The sequence below is a fragment of the Streptomyces gelaticus genome, from assembly GCF_014649535.1.
Taxonomy (GTDB): Bacteria; Actinomycetota; Actinomycetes; order Streptomycetales; family Streptomycetaceae; genus Streptomyces; species Streptomyces gelaticus.
Window position 1 is genome coordinate 54929 of record NZ_BMTF01000027.1, and the last position, 15460, is coordinate 70388.

General features: G+C 69.9%; 14 protein-coding genes and 1 pseudogene. All 15 read right to left on the reverse strand.

Annotated features, from left to right (window positions below; genetic code table 11):
- Nucleotides 1-80: 80 nt before the first annotated feature.
- On the reverse strand, nt 81-935 hold the full coding sequence (locus IE107_RS29210) for an alpha/beta hydrolase family protein (protein ID WP_229867319.1): 855 nt from the start codon (nt 933-935) through the stop codon (nt 81-83).
- Between the two features lie 348 nt (nt 936-1283).
- Nucleotides 1284-1394 (reverse strand): annotated as a pseudogene (locus IE107_RS35815) (HipA family kinase); the annotation flags it as partial.
- Nucleotides 1395-1740: 346 nt separating this feature from the next.
- Nucleotides 1741-2169, reverse strand: a complete 429-nt coding sequence (locus tag IE107_RS29215) for an SsgA family sporulation/cell division regulator (RefSeq protein ID WP_189547357.1) — start codon at nt 2167-2169, stop codon at nt 1741-1743.
- A 98-nt stretch (nt 2170-2267) separates the two neighbouring features.
- Entirely contained in the window at nt 2268-3002 is a 735-nt protein-coding gene (locus tag IE107_RS29220; RefSeq protein ID WP_189547358.1) for an alpha/beta fold hydrolase, read from the reverse strand.
- A 415-nt stretch (nt 3003-3417) separates the two neighbouring features.
- The gene (locus IE107_RS29225; protein WP_189547359.1) at nt 3418-4275 is read right to left on the reverse strand and encodes an alpha/beta fold hydrolase; all 858 of its coding nucleotides are present in this window, start codon (nt 4273-4275) and stop codon (nt 3418-3420) included.
- 154 nt (nt 4276-4429) lie between these two features.
- Complete coding sequence (locus IE107_RS29230) at nt 4430-5677, reverse strand: PucR family transcriptional regulator (protein ID WP_189547360.1); 1248 nt, start codon at nt 5675-5677, stop codon at nt 4430-4432.
- A 141-nt stretch (nt 5678-5818) separates the two neighbouring features.
- Entirely contained in the window at nt 5819-8617 is a 2799-nt protein-coding gene (locus tag IE107_RS29235; RefSeq protein WP_229867323.1) for an ATP-binding protein, read from the reverse strand.
- A gap of 160 nt (nt 8618-8777) precedes the next feature.
- Nucleotides 8778-9392: an FMN reductase gene (locus IE107_RS29240; RefSeq protein WP_189547361.1), complete on the reverse strand. Its 615-nt coding sequence runs from the start codon at nt 9390-9392 to the stop codon at nt 8778-8780.
- Complete coding sequence (locus IE107_RS29245) at nt 9389-10486, reverse strand: LLM class flavin-dependent oxidoreductase (RefSeq protein ID WP_189547362.1); 1098 nt, start codon at nt 10484-10486, stop codon at nt 9389-9391. Before IE107_RS29245 ends, IE107_RS29240 begins: the two co-directional genes overlap by 4 nt.
- A gap of 70 nt (nt 10487-10556) precedes the next feature.
- Nucleotides 10557-11393 carry an alpha/beta fold hydrolase gene (locus IE107_RS29250; RefSeq protein WP_189547363.1) on the reverse strand — a complete coding sequence of 279 codons (837 nt, stop codon included), beginning with the start codon at nt 11391-11393 and terminating at the stop codon, nt 10557-10559.
- A 139-nt stretch (nt 11394-11532) separates the two neighbouring features.
- Nucleotides 11533-11820 carry a hypothetical protein gene (locus tag IE107_RS29255; protein ID WP_189547364.1) on the reverse strand — a complete coding sequence of 96 codons (288 nt, stop codon included), beginning with the start codon at nt 11818-11820 and terminating at the stop codon, nt 11533-11535.
- 424 nt (nt 11821-12244) lie between these two features.
- Nucleotides 12245-12451 (reverse strand): alpha/beta fold hydrolase, encoded by a 207-nt coding sequence (locus IE107_RS36205; protein WP_373302521.1) that lies wholly within the window; start codon nt 12449-12451, stop codon nt 12245-12247.
- Between the two features lie 13 nt (nt 12452-12464).
- Nucleotides 12465-12779, reverse strand: coding sequence for a GNAT family N-acetyltransferase (locus tag IE107_RS29260; protein ID WP_189547365.1), 315 nt, complete (start codon nt 12777-12779; stop codon nt 12465-12467).
- Between the two features lie 46 nt (nt 12780-12825).
- Nucleotides 12826-13554: an acetate uptake transporter family protein gene (locus tag IE107_RS29265; RefSeq protein ID WP_189547366.1), complete on the reverse strand. Its 729-nt coding sequence runs from the start codon at nt 13552-13554 to the stop codon at nt 12826-12828.
- Between the two features lie 17 nt (nt 13555-13571).
- A complete protein-coding gene (locus tag IE107_RS29270; protein ID WP_189547367.1) occupies nt 13572-15458 on the reverse strand; it encodes an amidohydrolase in 1887 nt (628 codons plus the stop codon).
- Nucleotides 15459-15460: the final 2 nt, after the last annotated feature.

The window sequence follows — 15460 nt, forward strand, 5'->3', positions numbered from 1 at the left end:
CTGGTCGCGGGAGCGTCAGGGGCGGGCGGCGTGGATCGGGACGGCCGCCGGTCACGGCGGAAGGGATCTCCGGGAGCGGGTCACCGGTTTGCGAGGCCGTTGCGGCGGACGTCGGACCAGGTGTCGCTGTCGGTGCAGATCCCGCAGTCGGCCCCGAAGAACTGTGCTCTCGCCGTCTGGTCCCCCATCAGGTGTGCCTTGAACCAGGCGGTGGTGGGCGCGGCGAACGGGCCGGGGTCGCCCACGACCGTGAAGTGATCGGCGCCGCGCAGTTCCCCGTAGATGGCCGGTATGTGGTCGGCGTCGTTGTAGAAGTTCTTGACCAGGAAGGGGAAGACGATGCTGTCCTTCTGCCCGGCCAGGAGGAGCGCGGGTACGTGTACGTCGTCGATGTCGGCGAGCGGCCCGGGCTGGATGGGCAGGATGGTGTCGATGCGCGGGTCCGCGCCGACGACGATGGCGGCGGCGCCGCCCTGCGAGTGACCGGACGCGCCGATGTGCTCCAGGTCGACACGGTCGTGGAAGGGGCTGCCTTGGTCGGCGTTGCGACGGGTGAGCAGGTCGATCCCGGCGCGCATGGAGATGCCGAGGTTGGACTGCGGGGTGTTGGCGGCAGCGACGATGAAGCCCTGACTGGCCCAGTGGAGCAACAGGTCGCGGTAGACGACCGGGAAGGCGAAGGTGCCGTTTCCCCACACGATCACGGGATGGCGGCGGTCGCTGGTCGCGATGTCACGCGGGTAGTACAGGGTGGTCACCACCCCGACCTCCACCGCGGTGGCGTAGGGGCCGGGAGCGCCGTAGTCGGCCGCGGCCGCCTCGGCACTGGCACCGGCAGGGGAACCGGTGGCCGCCGCTGCCGCTCCCGCGCCGGCAGAAGCCGTCAGCAGGAGCAGGAGCGAGGTCAGGGGGACGAGCAGTTTTCTCCAGAGCACAGCGGACTCCCGATGTCGTCACGGTGAACTGGATGTCTCATCCGGCTCACGCCTTGTCTGATCGCACATCCTGAAGCACGGTTCGAGACCCGTCTCTGCGCAATCGCGGCAAGCAGCGACGTCGGAGTTTGTGCAACATGCCGAGAGGCCTGAGCGCGGTGAGGGTGCCATGCTCGGTTCCGCCGCTACGACAGAGAGCCCGCCGCCCGGTCCCGAGAAGAGCGTCATCGGCTACGGCTCCGTTATCTTCTCCGAGCCAGATATCCGGTGGGGCGCTGCGGAAACCGCTTCATCTGCACTGGTCAGAGGCGACTGAAGGTGCATCGCTCCAGTTCAGCGCGACGTGGTCGACAACTTCATGACGTATATACCGAGATCGTCGGCCTCGACGATGCCCGGGAGCGAGTCACCCTCACGCAGGGGCGTCACATAGCGGGTCGCGATCACTTCTGTGAGCATTTTCCCAGGCTAACCGGCTGCCGAGCTTCACGATCCAAGGATCCGGCTGAATCGCTGCACACGCTGCCGAGACCGGCAATCAGCCCTGGGGAGAATCCGGCGAGTTCTGGCCTGTGGCCTCACTGCCGCGCTCCCCCGACAGCCCGTCGACGGCCCCTCGCCGCCGGCCTCAGGCATGAAGTGAGCACAGTGGCTGAGCGTGTTCGTCGGGGACGAGTACCAGCCTCGCCGAGGTCACTACCGACTCACCGGCCTCCAGGACGACCGGGGCGTCGGTGTGCCACGCGAGCATCGGACCATGGCGCGGGAGGCGGAGGGGTTTGTCCTGGACGAGGGCCTCCGCGTCCTACGACTCCGCATTCTCGACGCCCGCCGGGAGAAGCTCCATCAGCATCCGGTCGAGTGCGGTGTCGATCTCCTCGCCGCCGTACTCCTCTGCGGACCGCGTCCTGACCACGAAGTCACGCACATCGGCCGATGCCATCCTGACGACACACCAGGCCCGTCCCGAGACGAGTTCGACGTCCGTCTCGTCCTCACCGTGCGGACGGACTCGCACATCACCCTCGCCCGAGGGAAGGATGAGCCCAGTGGCGAGCAGATCCCGGCTGAACACCCAGGTGGCGACCGGTGGCTCGTTCTCGGTCACGAGAAAATCCATCCGAACCGCCAGTGGATCGTCCGGCAAGTGCCGCATGAGCAAGGACACTTCATACCATTCACCCACCACCGACTGTACTGTCACGTTGATTCTTTTCTCAACGGGGAGTCTCATGCCAATTCCTTTCGCCACCACTCGAAATTACGGGTTCTCCGGATGGCGGCGAGCCTCCCCGAGCACGCGATCTTGAGCTCGTGCGCACACCTCGAAGGTCAGGGCCGGCCCGGTCGGCTCGTCGCCCGTACCGCGTCCCGGATCAGGTCGGCGACCCGCTTGGGTTCGGACAGGGCGACGGCGTGGGAGGCGTCCGGTAGCTCGACGACGACGGCCCCGGCACGCTCAGCACCGAAGCGCTGCACACAGGGGTTGATCGCGCGATCGGCCCCGGCTACCAGGGCCCATGACGGCTTCGTCCGCCACGCGGCCGCAGAGGCCGTCTCGGTGAACGCCGCCGCGGCGAGCGGGCGTTGGGCCGCCGCCAGGACCCGGGTGACGTCCTCGGCCACATCCGCGGCGAAGACCGAGGGGAAGGCCGCCTCGTCGATGGTGACCTCGATGGCTGAATCGCCGTCGAGGAGGGGGTACGTCCACTCCTTCAAGTTGCTCGCCAGCGGGGAGTCGGGGAAACGCCCCTGCAGTTCGCCGAGGCTCTCGCCCTCATGCGGTACGTAAGCGGCGACGTAGACGAGCCCGACGACGTTCTCCGCGGCGCCGGCCACGGTGATCAGCGCGCCGCCGTAGGAGTGACCGACGAGTATGACGGGGCCGTCGATCTGGGAAACGACGGAGGCGACGTAGGCGGCGTCGGAGGCGAGACCGCGCAGTGGGTTCGGCGGCGCGATCACCGGGATGCCGCAGCTCCGCAGTTCCGAGATGACGCCTATCCAGGCTGCCGCGTCGGCGAAGGCGCCGTGCACGAGGACGACGGTGGGGGCGGGGGTGGTCATGGAGAGGTTCTCTTCTCGGTGTCGGGCCGCCGTGCGGGGCGTCGCGCAGTGTGCCGAAGGCGCCCACGGTAGAGCCGAAGGGACGAGACCCCTTGTGCACCGGCGCACCGCCGCTGCCGTGCCAGCGCACTGAGCCCATGCATTCCCCCGGCGATGCGGGGCCGTGGCGAATCGGTGCGTGGCAGGGGGATCCTGCGGTGGCTCAGGCAGGGGTCGGGCCGAGAACTCCTGCAACGGGGCGCGGGACCGGCGACGGTCGAGAAGGTGAACGGTCGTCCGGGAGAACCGATCCCCGATCACGGACCGGCGGAACTCCGCCTCGGCGGCGAAGGAGGACAGGAAGTCCGATGCCGGCGTGCCCGTCCCCGCGCCGCCGCGCGCGGGGACATCAAGAGAATCCGAACGAGCGATCGGGTCAGCGGAACCCCGCACCGTGTGGTTCCTCGGCCAGGAACTTCTCGACCACCGCGTTGAACGCGGCCGGGTTTTCGAGGAAGGGGAAGTGAGAGCTCGCCACGTCGGAGGGGAAGACGTGCAGTCGCGCATCGGGAATCTGCTCGGCGATGAAGCGCTGCGAATCCGGGTGCACATGGCTTCCCTCGCAGCCGATCACCAGGGTCGGCACATCGACCCGGGGAAGTACGTCGCGCCAGTCCTGAACGCAGTGGTCGAACAGCAGAGGTACGCCGGCGTACGCGGGTGTCGCGGTGATCTGCTCGGCGACGAAGGCGAGCATCTCCGGGTCGGGCTCGCCGGAGAACATGCCGCGTACGAAGTCGGCACGCACTGTGTCGCCCCCCGGCGCCGCGAGTGCGGCGCCCAGAGCGAGAAGCTCCGACACATCGAAGATGGCGCCGGAGTCCTGCTGCTCACGCTCGGTCGTCCAGGGAACGGCAGCGACGGCTGCCGGCTGGTCCACGGCGACGAAGCGCCGGATCCGTCCGGTGCCGTACTGGTCGATGAAGCTCCACCACACCGAGACGCCCATGGACCAGCCCAGCGCGTCGAACCGCTCCAGCCGGAGATGGTCGACGAGTTCGAGCACGTCGCGGGAGAGGCGAGCGATGCGATAGCCGTGATGCGGCTTGTCGGACAGTCCGTGGCCGCGCAGGTCGATGGTGACGACGCGACGGCCGGGGGACAGATCCGCGATCTGATGGCGGAACATCGCTTGCGTCTGACCCCAGCCGTGCAGCATGACCAGAGGCATGCCCTCGCCACCACTGTCCCGGTACGCGAGCCGTGTCCCGTCCGTCGTGATCAATTCCCTCATGTCATCTCTCCTGGTCACGGCCTGGCCGTCGCGCCCGTCCCGTCCCCCACGGTTTCGGATGCGGCGCGGCGCCACCGTGTGTTGCAGGAATCGGGCGGGAGGTCGTTCTTGTTTCGTCGAAGCGGTGGGAGCCGGCCACGAGGCCGGGTGGGGATCACGCGCCCAGGTCGTCGCCCGTGGTGAGGAGTTCCTCGATCCTGAGCCCCAGGTGCAGAGTGAGCCGGTGTGCACCGTCGTCCAGGTCGAGTCCGGTGATCTCCTGGATCTGGCGCAGGCGGTAGTAGAGCGACGAGCGGTGAAGTTTCAGCGCCTCCGCGGTCCTGGGGATCGAGCCGGCGTGTTCGAGGAAGCACCGCAGGGTGTCCCGCAGCCGGTCGCCGCCGCCGGCCTCGTTCAGGGTGCGGAGCGGCTTCGGGACGAGGGACTCGTTCAGGGCGTGCTCCGGGAGTTGGAGGAGCACGGCGAACTCCCTGAGCAGGTCCCAGTCGCCCATGCTCTTCAGAGAGGGCAGCCGGCGCGCGGCGCGAACCGCCACGAGCGACTGCTCGTACGACCTCCATGCGTTGTGCAGGCCCAGGTGCCGCCCGCCGACGCCGATCACGGGGGCTGCCGACGGGTCCAGGAACGTGGTGAGTTCCTCAAGGATGCGGGCGGACTGGGCGGCGACCTCGGCCGGACCGGAAGCCCGGTCGCTCAGCTGGAGCAGGATCGCCCGTTCCTGGTCGATCGCGATGAAGCCGTGCGCCGTTCGTGTCTGCCGGAAGCCTTCCAACGTCCCCCACAGGGCTGTCTCGGCCTGCCCCATGGGCTCCGTGCCGCGGCACAGCTGGACGACGGTGACCAGCACGTGCTCGGCATCCCCGAGCAGCCCGGACTCCATCGCCCGCCGGCGTGCGGCGGCAGACGTGGCGACGTTGGTGTCGATCAGCTCCGACACCAGAGTCCGCTCGTCGGTCTTTTGGGTGTCGGCAGCGAGGTGTTCCGCGTACATCTGCGCGGCCATGGCCTCGGCCGCCCGCGCGATGGCTTCGGTCTCCTGCTCCGCGAGCGACTTTTCCGGCGCGACCACCATCAGAAGGCCGAGGAGGTAACCGCGCTCTCGCAGCGGCACGACGTAGCGGGGAAGCAGTCCGAGATCGTCCCGGCCCTCGATGAATCCGGGCTTCGGCCACTGGGCCACGCCCTGGGCGAGGACGTACCGGACGGTCGAGTTGTCGGCGCGGCCCTGGAGCAGCGTACCGATGCGCACCGGGTCCTCGTCACCGAAGTGGCGGCTCGTGCAGATCATACGGACCAGCGGATCGTCGACCGCGACGGACCGGCCCAGCCTCTCCGCGAGTTCGTCGACAAGCGCCTGAAGCTCGGGGCTGCCAGGACGGGCCCGCTGAGGCCTTGCGGTCATGCACTGTTCCTCTCTCGACCACCTGTGAACTGCGGATCTCTTCTCCTTTTCGCAGTTCTTGATCATTCTGAGGAAACGACGACGTCAGCACATCGCACGAATCGTCCATGGGACACGACATCGACAGGGGATACGAAGCGATTACTCTCCGCTGTCGCGGGCCCCCACCAGCCGTGCCAGCTCCGTTCGCGAGGTGATGTCGAGCTTGGTGAAGGCGCGGCGCAGGTGCGAACTCACCGTGTGCGGCGAGAGGGAGAGCCGCTCGGCCACCTGAAGGTTCGTCAGTCCTTGAGCCACGAGCCGTGCCACACGGACCTCGGACGCCGTCAGCTCAGGCCATTCCTTGACGTATTCGGCCGACGAGGGCCGCCGGCGGACTCCCGCGGCCCGCAGACGCCGGCGGACGCGTGCGACGTCCCGCTCGGCGCCTGCTTGCGTGTAAAGGGCAAGGGCCTTGTCCAGGTACGGCACCGCTTCGGAGATACGGGTGGCGGCCAGCTTGCGTCCGGCGTCCTCCAGCGCCGACGCCCGGGCGATCGGCCGGGGGCAGTCCTCGTACAACCGGACCGCGTGCAAGAGCTGACCGAAGTCGTTGTCGTGCAGCCCGCGGGCGTGCGCGGCCGTGGCGGCGAGGATCGTGACGTCGGGGTTGCGCGCGGCACCTCGCTCGGCCACCGCGACCGCGAGCGCGGACTGCTCGTGTGCGCCGGCCCGCAGCGCCATGCGGACGAGGACGGGGGCGTCCGCGGGGTCGACCGGGCCGGCGGGGGAAACCCGCTTCTCAGCGAGCGCCTCCATCACATCGTCGAGTGCGGCCATGGCGCGGCCGGGCCGGCCTTCGCAGTCCGCCAGCAGCGCCAGCATCCAGGAGCCCATGTTGCGGACGAGCGGTGCACTGTCGCTTCGCATCCGCCGTGCATCGGCCGCGTACCCTCGTACGGCCTCCTGGTCGCCGGTGTGGAGTGCGACGCGCATCAGCGTGTACGAGAGCGTGACGTCGGCGAGGTTGCCCCTGCCGAGCTCGTCCGTCGTCGCGGACGCGGCTTCCGCCTCGGCCCGGGCGTCCATCAGCCGTCCGGCGTCGAGGAGGATTCGGGTGCGGATCATGAGCCACATGCGTGTGGCGGCCGCATGGCCCATGCTCCGGGCGTTCCGAATGGCGGCCTCCGCGACGGCCAGCGCCTCCGCGGAGCGGCCGGCCGCGTTCAGCAGGAAGCCCTGCCACAGGGCCTCCGGAACATGCGCGGAAGGTACGATGCCCAGCTCGGCGGCCCGGTCCACCTGACGGAACGCCTCGTTCCAGTCCATCCGGTGGAAGCTCACGATCGAGTCGACCACCCTGATGGTGGCCTCGGCGGCCCGGTCCCCGGCCGCTTCGACGGTCTCCAGCGCCTCGGCCACGGCCTGCTCGGTCGCTTCGTTGGCGCCCGACATCGACAGGTTGAGACAGAGGAGCGCGAGCAGTCGGGCCCGCAGGGCCGCCGTGATCCCGGGCAGTGCCGCCCCGGCACGAGCCTGCCGGACCGCCTCGGAGAAGTCGAATTCGGAGGACAGGCGCGCCAGGCCGAGGCGTATCCGTGCCTCGTCCTCGGGCCCGAGGCCACCGGTCGACAGGGCCGAGGCGCCCAGGTGCCGGGCCCGGGCCCGCTGGCCCGTCTGCCAGAGCAGCGGGATCGTCTCGGCGATGACCGTCGGCCGTTCCGGAGCGTCCGCCGCGGTGAGTTCCAGCGCTCTGATGCTGAGGTCCGCGGCCGATCCGGGAGCGGTGGCCGCGAGTTCCGCTGCAGCGGTGCGCAGCCGGTCGACGGCCGCCCGATCATCGTGCTCCGCGCCGCCGACCGGTGGTGTGAGGGTTTCGACCGGGGGCGTCGTGCTCTCCATGAGTGCCTCGGCCTGACGGCGCAGGCTTCGGCGCACGGAGAGGGGAAGATCGGCTTCCAACGCCTCACGGATCAGTTCGTGGCGGAATTCCAGGTGATCGCCTCTTTCGGTGAGCAGATCGGAATCGAGGGATTCCCGCACTGCGGTGATCAGTGCCGCCGACGACCTGTCGAGCAGTTCGGCAAGGAGCCCCACGGTGACCGGGCGGCCCACGACGGCTGCCGTTTCCACGAGTTCGCGAGCCGCGTCGGACAGCAGGTCGAGGCGGCGCACGACGGAGGGCAAGGGGCGGACGGGAAATGCGCGGTTGGGGAGGGATCCGGCCGACAGCCGGGCCGTGCCGTTGTCGACCGTCACCACCCCCTCGTCCCGCAGCCCTCCGAGCAGCTCGACCAGCAGCTGCGGAACACCGTCGGCGCGGCGGGCGACGCGAAGGACGTCCGGGTCGGGAACCGCGCCCAGGACGTCCTCCGCGATCTGCGTGACCGCCTGGTCCGCGAGCGGGCCCAGGGTCACTTCGTGCGCGCCCGCCCGCTGGATCCGGTCGAGTGTCGTGCGCACGACCGGCGGCACGCTTCCGCTGCGTACGGCCACCAGCCACATGATCGCGTGCGGCGAGAGCCGGGCCACGAGGGTGTGAAAGGTCAGGAGTGTCAGGTCATCACACCACTGGAGGTCGTCGAGGACGATGAGCAGGGGCTCGCCCAGCGCCGCCTCCCGCAAGCGGTCCACCAGTTCCTGGAGCAGCCAGAACCGCTGGCCGGGCTCCTCGGCAAGGTCCCGGAGCCGGGCGGCGTCCGGCAGCGGTTCCTCCCCGGCGATCAGCCCCTCCAGCAGCGGGGCGAGCGGCACGAACTGGTCGTCGGGGTCCGCTCCCCCGTGGAACACCCGCATCCCGCGCCGCTTCGCGGATGCCGAAGCCTCCACGAGGATCATGGTCTTGCCGCTGCCCGCAGGGCCTTCGACACGAACGATCCCGCCTTCGCGGCGGGCCAGCGAGTCGAGCCGATCCTCGATGAACGCCAGTTCCGCCTCCCTGCCGCGGACCGGCGCCCTCACGCCGCCGAGATCCTCGGGAAAAGGCCACGTTGTCAATCGGCTCACCCTCAATCCGCCGCCCGGGGGCCGCACCGGACGAGACTCGGTTCCGGGTGCGGCAACGGCGGATCAGTATGAAGCATGGGGCCGGCCCTACCTCCCCCGAGGGTATCCCCGGGCCTCAGTCGAAGCGCAGGTCGGCGAGTTGCCGCTCCAGCGCGGTGACGTCGTCATCGGGCTCGGCGCGGGCCGGGCGGGCCGCCATGAGCGCGGCCAGCTCGCCGCCCGCCCGCCGGATGCGCGCGGGAAGGCCGTCGGTGTACTCGTCTCCCCCGGATCCCCAGTCCTCGGACGCCGCGTACACCGCCGTGGGGACGACGGTGGCGCGCAGATAGGCGAAGAGCGGGCGCAGGGCGTGCTCCAGGACCAGGGAGTGGCGGGCCGTACCACCCGTCGCCGCGACCAGGACCGGTTTCCCGGTGAGGGCGTCCGGGTCGATCAGGTCGAAGAAGGACTTCAACAGCCCGCTGTAGGAAGCCGTGAACACGGGAGTCACGACGATCAGGCCATCGGCCTCCGTCACCGCGTCGATCGCCGCGGCCAGCCGGGACGGTGGAAAGCCGGTCACCAGATGGTTGGCGATGTCGTGGGCCAGTTCGCGCAGCTCGATGACCTCGGCCGGCACGGTGTGCCCGAGGGCCGCGAGTTCGCCGCGGGCGGACTCGACGAGCCGGTCCGCGAGCAGGCGGGTGGAGGAGGGGGTGCTCAGCCCCGCGGAAACGGCGATCAGCTTCATGCGGCGGTCGCTCCCCGCGTCGTCGCGGCGGCGGTGCCCCGTGCCGTGTGCGTCGGCGCGTTCGGCACGTCGGCCGGGCGTCCGTCGGCGAACTCCTTGCGCAGCACGGGCACGACCTCTTCGCCGAGGATGTCGAGCTGTTCCAGGACGGTCTTCAGGGGCAGGCCCGCGTGATCCATCAGGAAGAGCTGGCGCTGGTAGTCGCCGACGCTCTCCCGGAAGGTCAGGGTCCGCTCGATGACCTGCTGGGGAGAGCCCACGGTCAGCGGGGTCTGCTCGGTGAACTCCTCCAGCGACGGACCGTGGCCGTACACGGGAGCATTGTCGAAGTAGGGGCGGAACTCCCGTACGGCGTCCTGGGAGTTCTTCCGCATGAAGACCTGTCCGCCGAGCCCCACGATGGCGTCCTCCGGACGACCGTGACCGTGGTGGGCGTACCGGCGTCGGTACAGCTGAACCATGCGCCTGGTGTGGTCCGCCGGCCAGAAGATGTTGTTGTGGAAGAAGCCGTCGCCGTAGAACGCGGCCTGCTCCGCGATCTCCGGGGACCTGATGGATCCGTGCCAGACGAACGGCGGGACGCCGTCCAGCGGCCGGGGTGTCGAGGTGAAGGCCTGCAGGGGCGTACGGAACGTGCCCTCCCAGTCCACGATGTCCTCGCGCCACAGCCGGCGCAGCAGCGCGTAGTTCTCCTTGGCGAGGTTGATGCCCTGGCGGATGTCCTGCCCGAACCATGGGTACACCGGGCCGGTGTTGCCACGCCCCAGCATGAGGTCGACGCGCCCGTCGGCCAGGTGCTGGAGCATCGCGTAGTCCTCCGCGATCTTCACCGGGTCGTTGGTGGTGATCAGCGTCGTGGACGTGGACAGGATCAGCTTCTCGGTGCGGGCGGCGATGTGGCCGAGCATGGTGGTCGGGGACGACGGTACGAACGGCGGGTTGTGGTGCTCGCCGGTCGCGAAGACGTCCAGGCCGACCTCCTCCGCCTTGAGCGCGATGGCGATCATCGCCTTGATGCGTTCGTGCTCCGAGGGCGTGCGGCCGGTGGTGGGGTCGGGTGTCACGTCCCCGACGGTGAAGATGCCGAACTGCATGGGGTCTCTGCTCTCCTGATTCTGTCTGGATCCTGCGGACGCGTGGGCCGTGGCAGCGGCGGGTGCGGCGTCACTTCGACAGGAAGGCGAGGAGGGCCGTGTTGACCTCCTCGGCGTGCGTCCACAGGAGGCCGTGCGGGGCGCCCTCGATCTCCACGTAGTCGGCGGACGGGAGCATCTGGTGGAACGGGCGCGCCGTTCCCTCGGCCGGGAGGATCCGGTCGGCCGTTCCGTGCAGGATGAGCGCCGGGACGTCGACGGCGGGGATGTCGGCGCGGAAGTCGGTGTACCAGGTGGAGGGCGCGGCCGCGGCCGCGTAGGAACCGCCGCCGGCCGCGACGTTCCAGCTGTTGCTCACCGCTTCGGCGCTGATCCTGGTGCCGAGGTTCTCGTCGAGGTTGTAGAAGTCGTTGAAGAAGGCCGTGTAGTAGGCGTACCGGTCGGCCTTGACGGCAGCGACGACTCCGTCGAAGAACTCCTTGGGGGCGACGCCGTCGGGGTTGTCGTCGTTCTTGAGCAGGAAGGGCTCCAACGAAGCCAGGAAGGCGACCTTGGCGACCCGGTCGGAGCCGTACGCGGACACATAGCGGGCGACCTCACCGGTGCCCATGGAGAACCCGACCAGGACGGCGTTGCGCAGGTCGAGGGTCTCCATCACGGTGTTCAGGTCGGCGGCGAAGGTGTCGTAGTCGTAGCCGGCCGTCGGCTGGGAGGACTGCCCGAATCCGCGGCGGTCGTAGGTGATCACGCGGTAACCGGCGTCGAGCAGCGCAGCGCTCTGCCGCTCCCAGGAGTGCCCGTCGAGCGGGAAGCCGTGGATGAGGACGACCGGCTGACCGGCGCCGTGGTCCTCGTAGTAGAGGTCGATGGCGGTGGAGTTCTCCTGGCCCACGGTGATGTACGGCATGGGGTGCTTCCTCGATTCGGGTCGGCTGGTCCGTGCATCGGTGCGGCACGGAATGCCGTCACGCTATGTTCGGAACGGCGCCGCCTGTTGTCGCGCGGCGCACCACACCTTGCCCACGGGCGCAGAGTTCCGCCCGGAATCAACCGACATCGGTCGGCTCGATGTCACCTTCCACCAGTACGAGCCGAGTCGACTGGACCCCGGAGTCGACCGAGAGCTTGCGGAAGATCGAAACGCCAGATGGGTGTTCACCGTGTGCGGGGGAGACGACCAGAGCTGCGGCGGCCGACCGGTTGGTGTGCCCCGTGGCTGCGAGGTGCAGGAAGCAGGGTCCGGCCCGGAGAATCCGGACGGACCGCTCCAGGAGTGCGTTGCCGGAGTTCAGCAGTGCGGCCGTGGGGGCGGCGGTTCCGTGCGGGGTCGGCACGGAAGGCTCCCGGAAGGAGTGCTCGGCCGCGAGGTCCTTGGCCGGGAGGTCCTCGGCCGGGACCGGTCCCCGGTACGCAGGGCGATCTGCACGGCTTCGACGAACCGTGTGCGCAGGAGCCGCCATCGGAAGAACGGGCTGTCCCGCTGAGCGGACCGGATCAGCGCGGCCGCCGCGTCGTCGCCGTCGGCGAGAACGGCCTCGAATCCACCGACCGGCCTTGCTTCGCCAGGGACGCGAGCTCCGCACGTGCGGGCTTGAGCTTCCCCGCTTGGGCGAAGCGTTCCATGGGCGTAACTGCCTCCGGTCGCCCACCAGGTGTTTCTTGGTGGGCGACCGGAGGCTACCAGCGATCGGACGTCATCGACCGGTTCGAGATCGCTGCGAAGGGTGGGCGCGAACCGGCACCGGGCCGGAGCGCGCGTCAGACATTGGTGGACCGGCCCGCGTCCTGGATCAGCTCGGCCACGCGCCTGGGCCGGGCGAGTACGACCCGGTGCGAGGCGTCGACCTCGATGGTGGTCATGCCGGCGCGCTCGTAGCCGTAACGCTCCGCATCGGGGTTGACGGCCCGGTCGGAGGTGGTGATCAGGCCCCACGAGGGCTTGCTCTGCCACGCAGCGGCCGTCAGGGGTCGGCGTGCTTCAGAGGCCGAAGTGCGCGCGGCGTGCCTCGGGCACCAGGTCGGAGTACTCGGGGTGCTTGCCGATCCACCCTCGGATGAAGGGGCAGTACGGCAGGACGTGCAGCCCGCGTGCCCGGGCGTCGTCGAGAGCACCGCGGGCGAGCAGCCCGCCCATCCCTCGACCCGCGAACCGGGGATCGGTCTCGGTGTGGATGAAGGCGATCTCGCTCTCCGAGAGGCGGTACTCGGCGAAGCCTGCGGTCTCGGTGCCGTCGTCACCGGCGAGGATCTCGTAGCGGGACTTCTCGGGGCGGTTCACCACCTGCGGTTCCATGGGTGCTCCTGTGCGGTCGAGCTGTCAAGAGGATCGGTTGGAAGGTTCAGAGCGTGCGGCGCACGCCCGCCTGGCGTTCCAGGTTGCGGAGCTGGACCGCCAGGTCGCCCTCGACGGCGACGTGGGCGGGGCCGCTGCGGCCGATCGGCAGCACCTCCTCGCTGCGCATGTCTTCCAGCATCAGGGCGAACGCCGCGTACATCGCGACGAGTGCCACCACGAGGCCGAGGGCCCCGGACGTGCGCGTGAGCCATTCGGCGCCGGTCAGCCCCGACAGACCGGTGGCCGCCCAGCGGGGCAGGGAGACGACGAGGACGAACCACAGGGCGCGCTTCGGCCGCGTCACGGCGGCCATCAGCGCCCCGAAGCAGAGGAACGCCAGATTGAAGACGCCCAGCACACGTAGGCCCTCGGCTGCACCGCTGAACATGACGAGCGCGTAGGCCAGCCAGCTGCCGGCGAACGTGCCCATGAGCGTCGCCGCGATCACGTCCCGGGCACCGAAGGCCAGGATGCTCACCAGGAATTGCAGGGCGAACGCCGGCAGCACGCACAGGGCGACGGCACGACGGGCCTCGGCCTCGAAGAGCCCGAGCTGCAGGCATCCCGTCATCACGGAGGCGATCGCCACCGTGAAGAAGCCCAGCGGCATGGGTGAGGCGATGGGGCGCAGGTTGATCCGGGTCATCGACCGGAGGTCCGGTTCGAAACGGCGTCCCGGCGGCGTGTCCGGCGCGTCGTCGGCGCCGGCAGCGGAGGCGGCAGCGGTACTCATGGGTGGTTTTCCCTCTCTCAGTGCTCGAAGCAGGGGTCGTAGAACGGCAGAGGCGCTTCGGGAGCGGAGCCACGTGCGACACGCCACTGGCGGTGCTGCTCGGACTCGGCGACGGCCTCGGCCACGAGCGACGCCTGGCGGGCACCGCCCTGGTAGCCACCGAAGTGGGCCACCGGGCTCCACGCCGGATCGACCGGCGGGAGGGCCTCGTCGAGCCCCTCGTACTCCGCGCTCGCATAGACGATGCGGCCGCCGACGACGGTGAACACGGACTCGATGTCGGGGATGACCGCCTCGGGCACGGTGAGGTAGTCGTCGGACAGGATCGCGAGGTCGCCGTAGCAGCCTTCCCGCAGGACTCCCTTGACGTCCTGCTCACCGGTGAGTCGCGCCCCTCCGCGGGTGTAGAGGCCGAGGGCGGTCTCCCTGCTGATCAGGTTCTCGGCCGGGTAGAGCGGCGTACCGCCGACGGTGCGCCCGGTCACCAGCCAGTGGAGCGCGACCCATGGGTTGTAGGAGGAGACGCGGGTGGCGTCGGTTCCGGCCCCAACGGTCAGGCCCCGGTCGAGCATCGCCCGGACCGGCGGGGTGTGGGCGGCGGCCTCTGCGCCGTAGCGGTCGCGGAAGGCGGTGCCCTGGAAGGACATGCGGTTCTGGACGGACACGGCGCCGCCGAGGGCCGCGATCCGGTCCAGGCTGTCGGCCGAGACGGTCTCCGCGTGATCGAAGAGCCAGCGGTTGCCGCCGGGGAAGAGTCCTTCTGCCGCGAGCTTCTCGAAGACGGCCAGATCGCGCCGGATCGTCTCGTCGTAGGTCGCGTGGAGCCGGAAGCCCCAGCCGTTCTCCATCAGGAGCCGGACGGCCCGCTCGAACTCGGCCTCGTACCCCGCGGCGAGTTCGGGCCGGGGTTCGGAGAAGTTCTCGAAGTCGGCGGCGGCCCAGGTCAGGTTTTCGCCCGCGCCGTTCAGCCGGAGCCACTCGTCCCCGTCCTCGGGCTTCACCATCTCGGTCCAGCGCTTCAGGTCGGCGAGCTCCTGGCCGGCTGTCTGCGGGAACAGGTGGTAGGCGATGCGCAGGGAGAGCTCCCCCGACCGGGCGAGGTCGACGACCGTGGCGTAGTTGTCGGGGAAGTTCTGGAACCCACCCGCGGCGTCGACCGCGGAGGTCAGCCCGAAGCGGTTGAGCTCGCGCAGGAAGTGTCGCGTCGATGTCCGCTTGTCGGCCTCGTCGAGGGCCGGTGCCTTGGCCAGCGTCGAGTACAGGATGAGGGCGCCCGGCGCTGCGAGGAGGACCCCGTTGGGTTCGCCGTCCCGGCCCCGTACGATCTGTCCCCCGCGCGGGTCGGGGGTGTCCCGGGTGAATCCGGCGGCCCGTACCGCGGCCCGGTTCATCAGGGCCGACTGGTACAGGTGCAGGACGAATACCGGCGTGTCGGGGGCGGCGGCGTTCAGCTCGGCCACGGTGGGCATCCTGCGCTCGGCGAACTGTTCGGCGGTCCAGCCGCCGACGACCCGGATCCACTGCCCCTTGGGGGTGCGGCCGGCCTGCTCGCGCAGCATGGCGAGGGCCTGTCGGAGGCTGCGCACTCCGTCCCAGCGCAGTTCCAGGACGTAGTTCAGGCCGCCCCGAATGACGTGCAGGTGCGAGTCGTTCAGGCCGGGGATCACCCGGCGCCCGAGGGCGTCGACGACCCTGGTTCCCGGGCCGACGAGGTGGGCGAGGTCGTGATCGTCACCGAGGGCCGCGACCCGGCCGTCGCGGATCGCAACGGCGCGGGCCTCGGGGCGGTCGGGGTCACCGGTGAACACCTTCGCGTTGCGGACGAGGAGGTCGGCCTGCGGCTGTTCCTGCCGCGGGCCGGGCACAAGGCCCGCCACAGGCATACTCGTCGTCGTCATGTTCATCG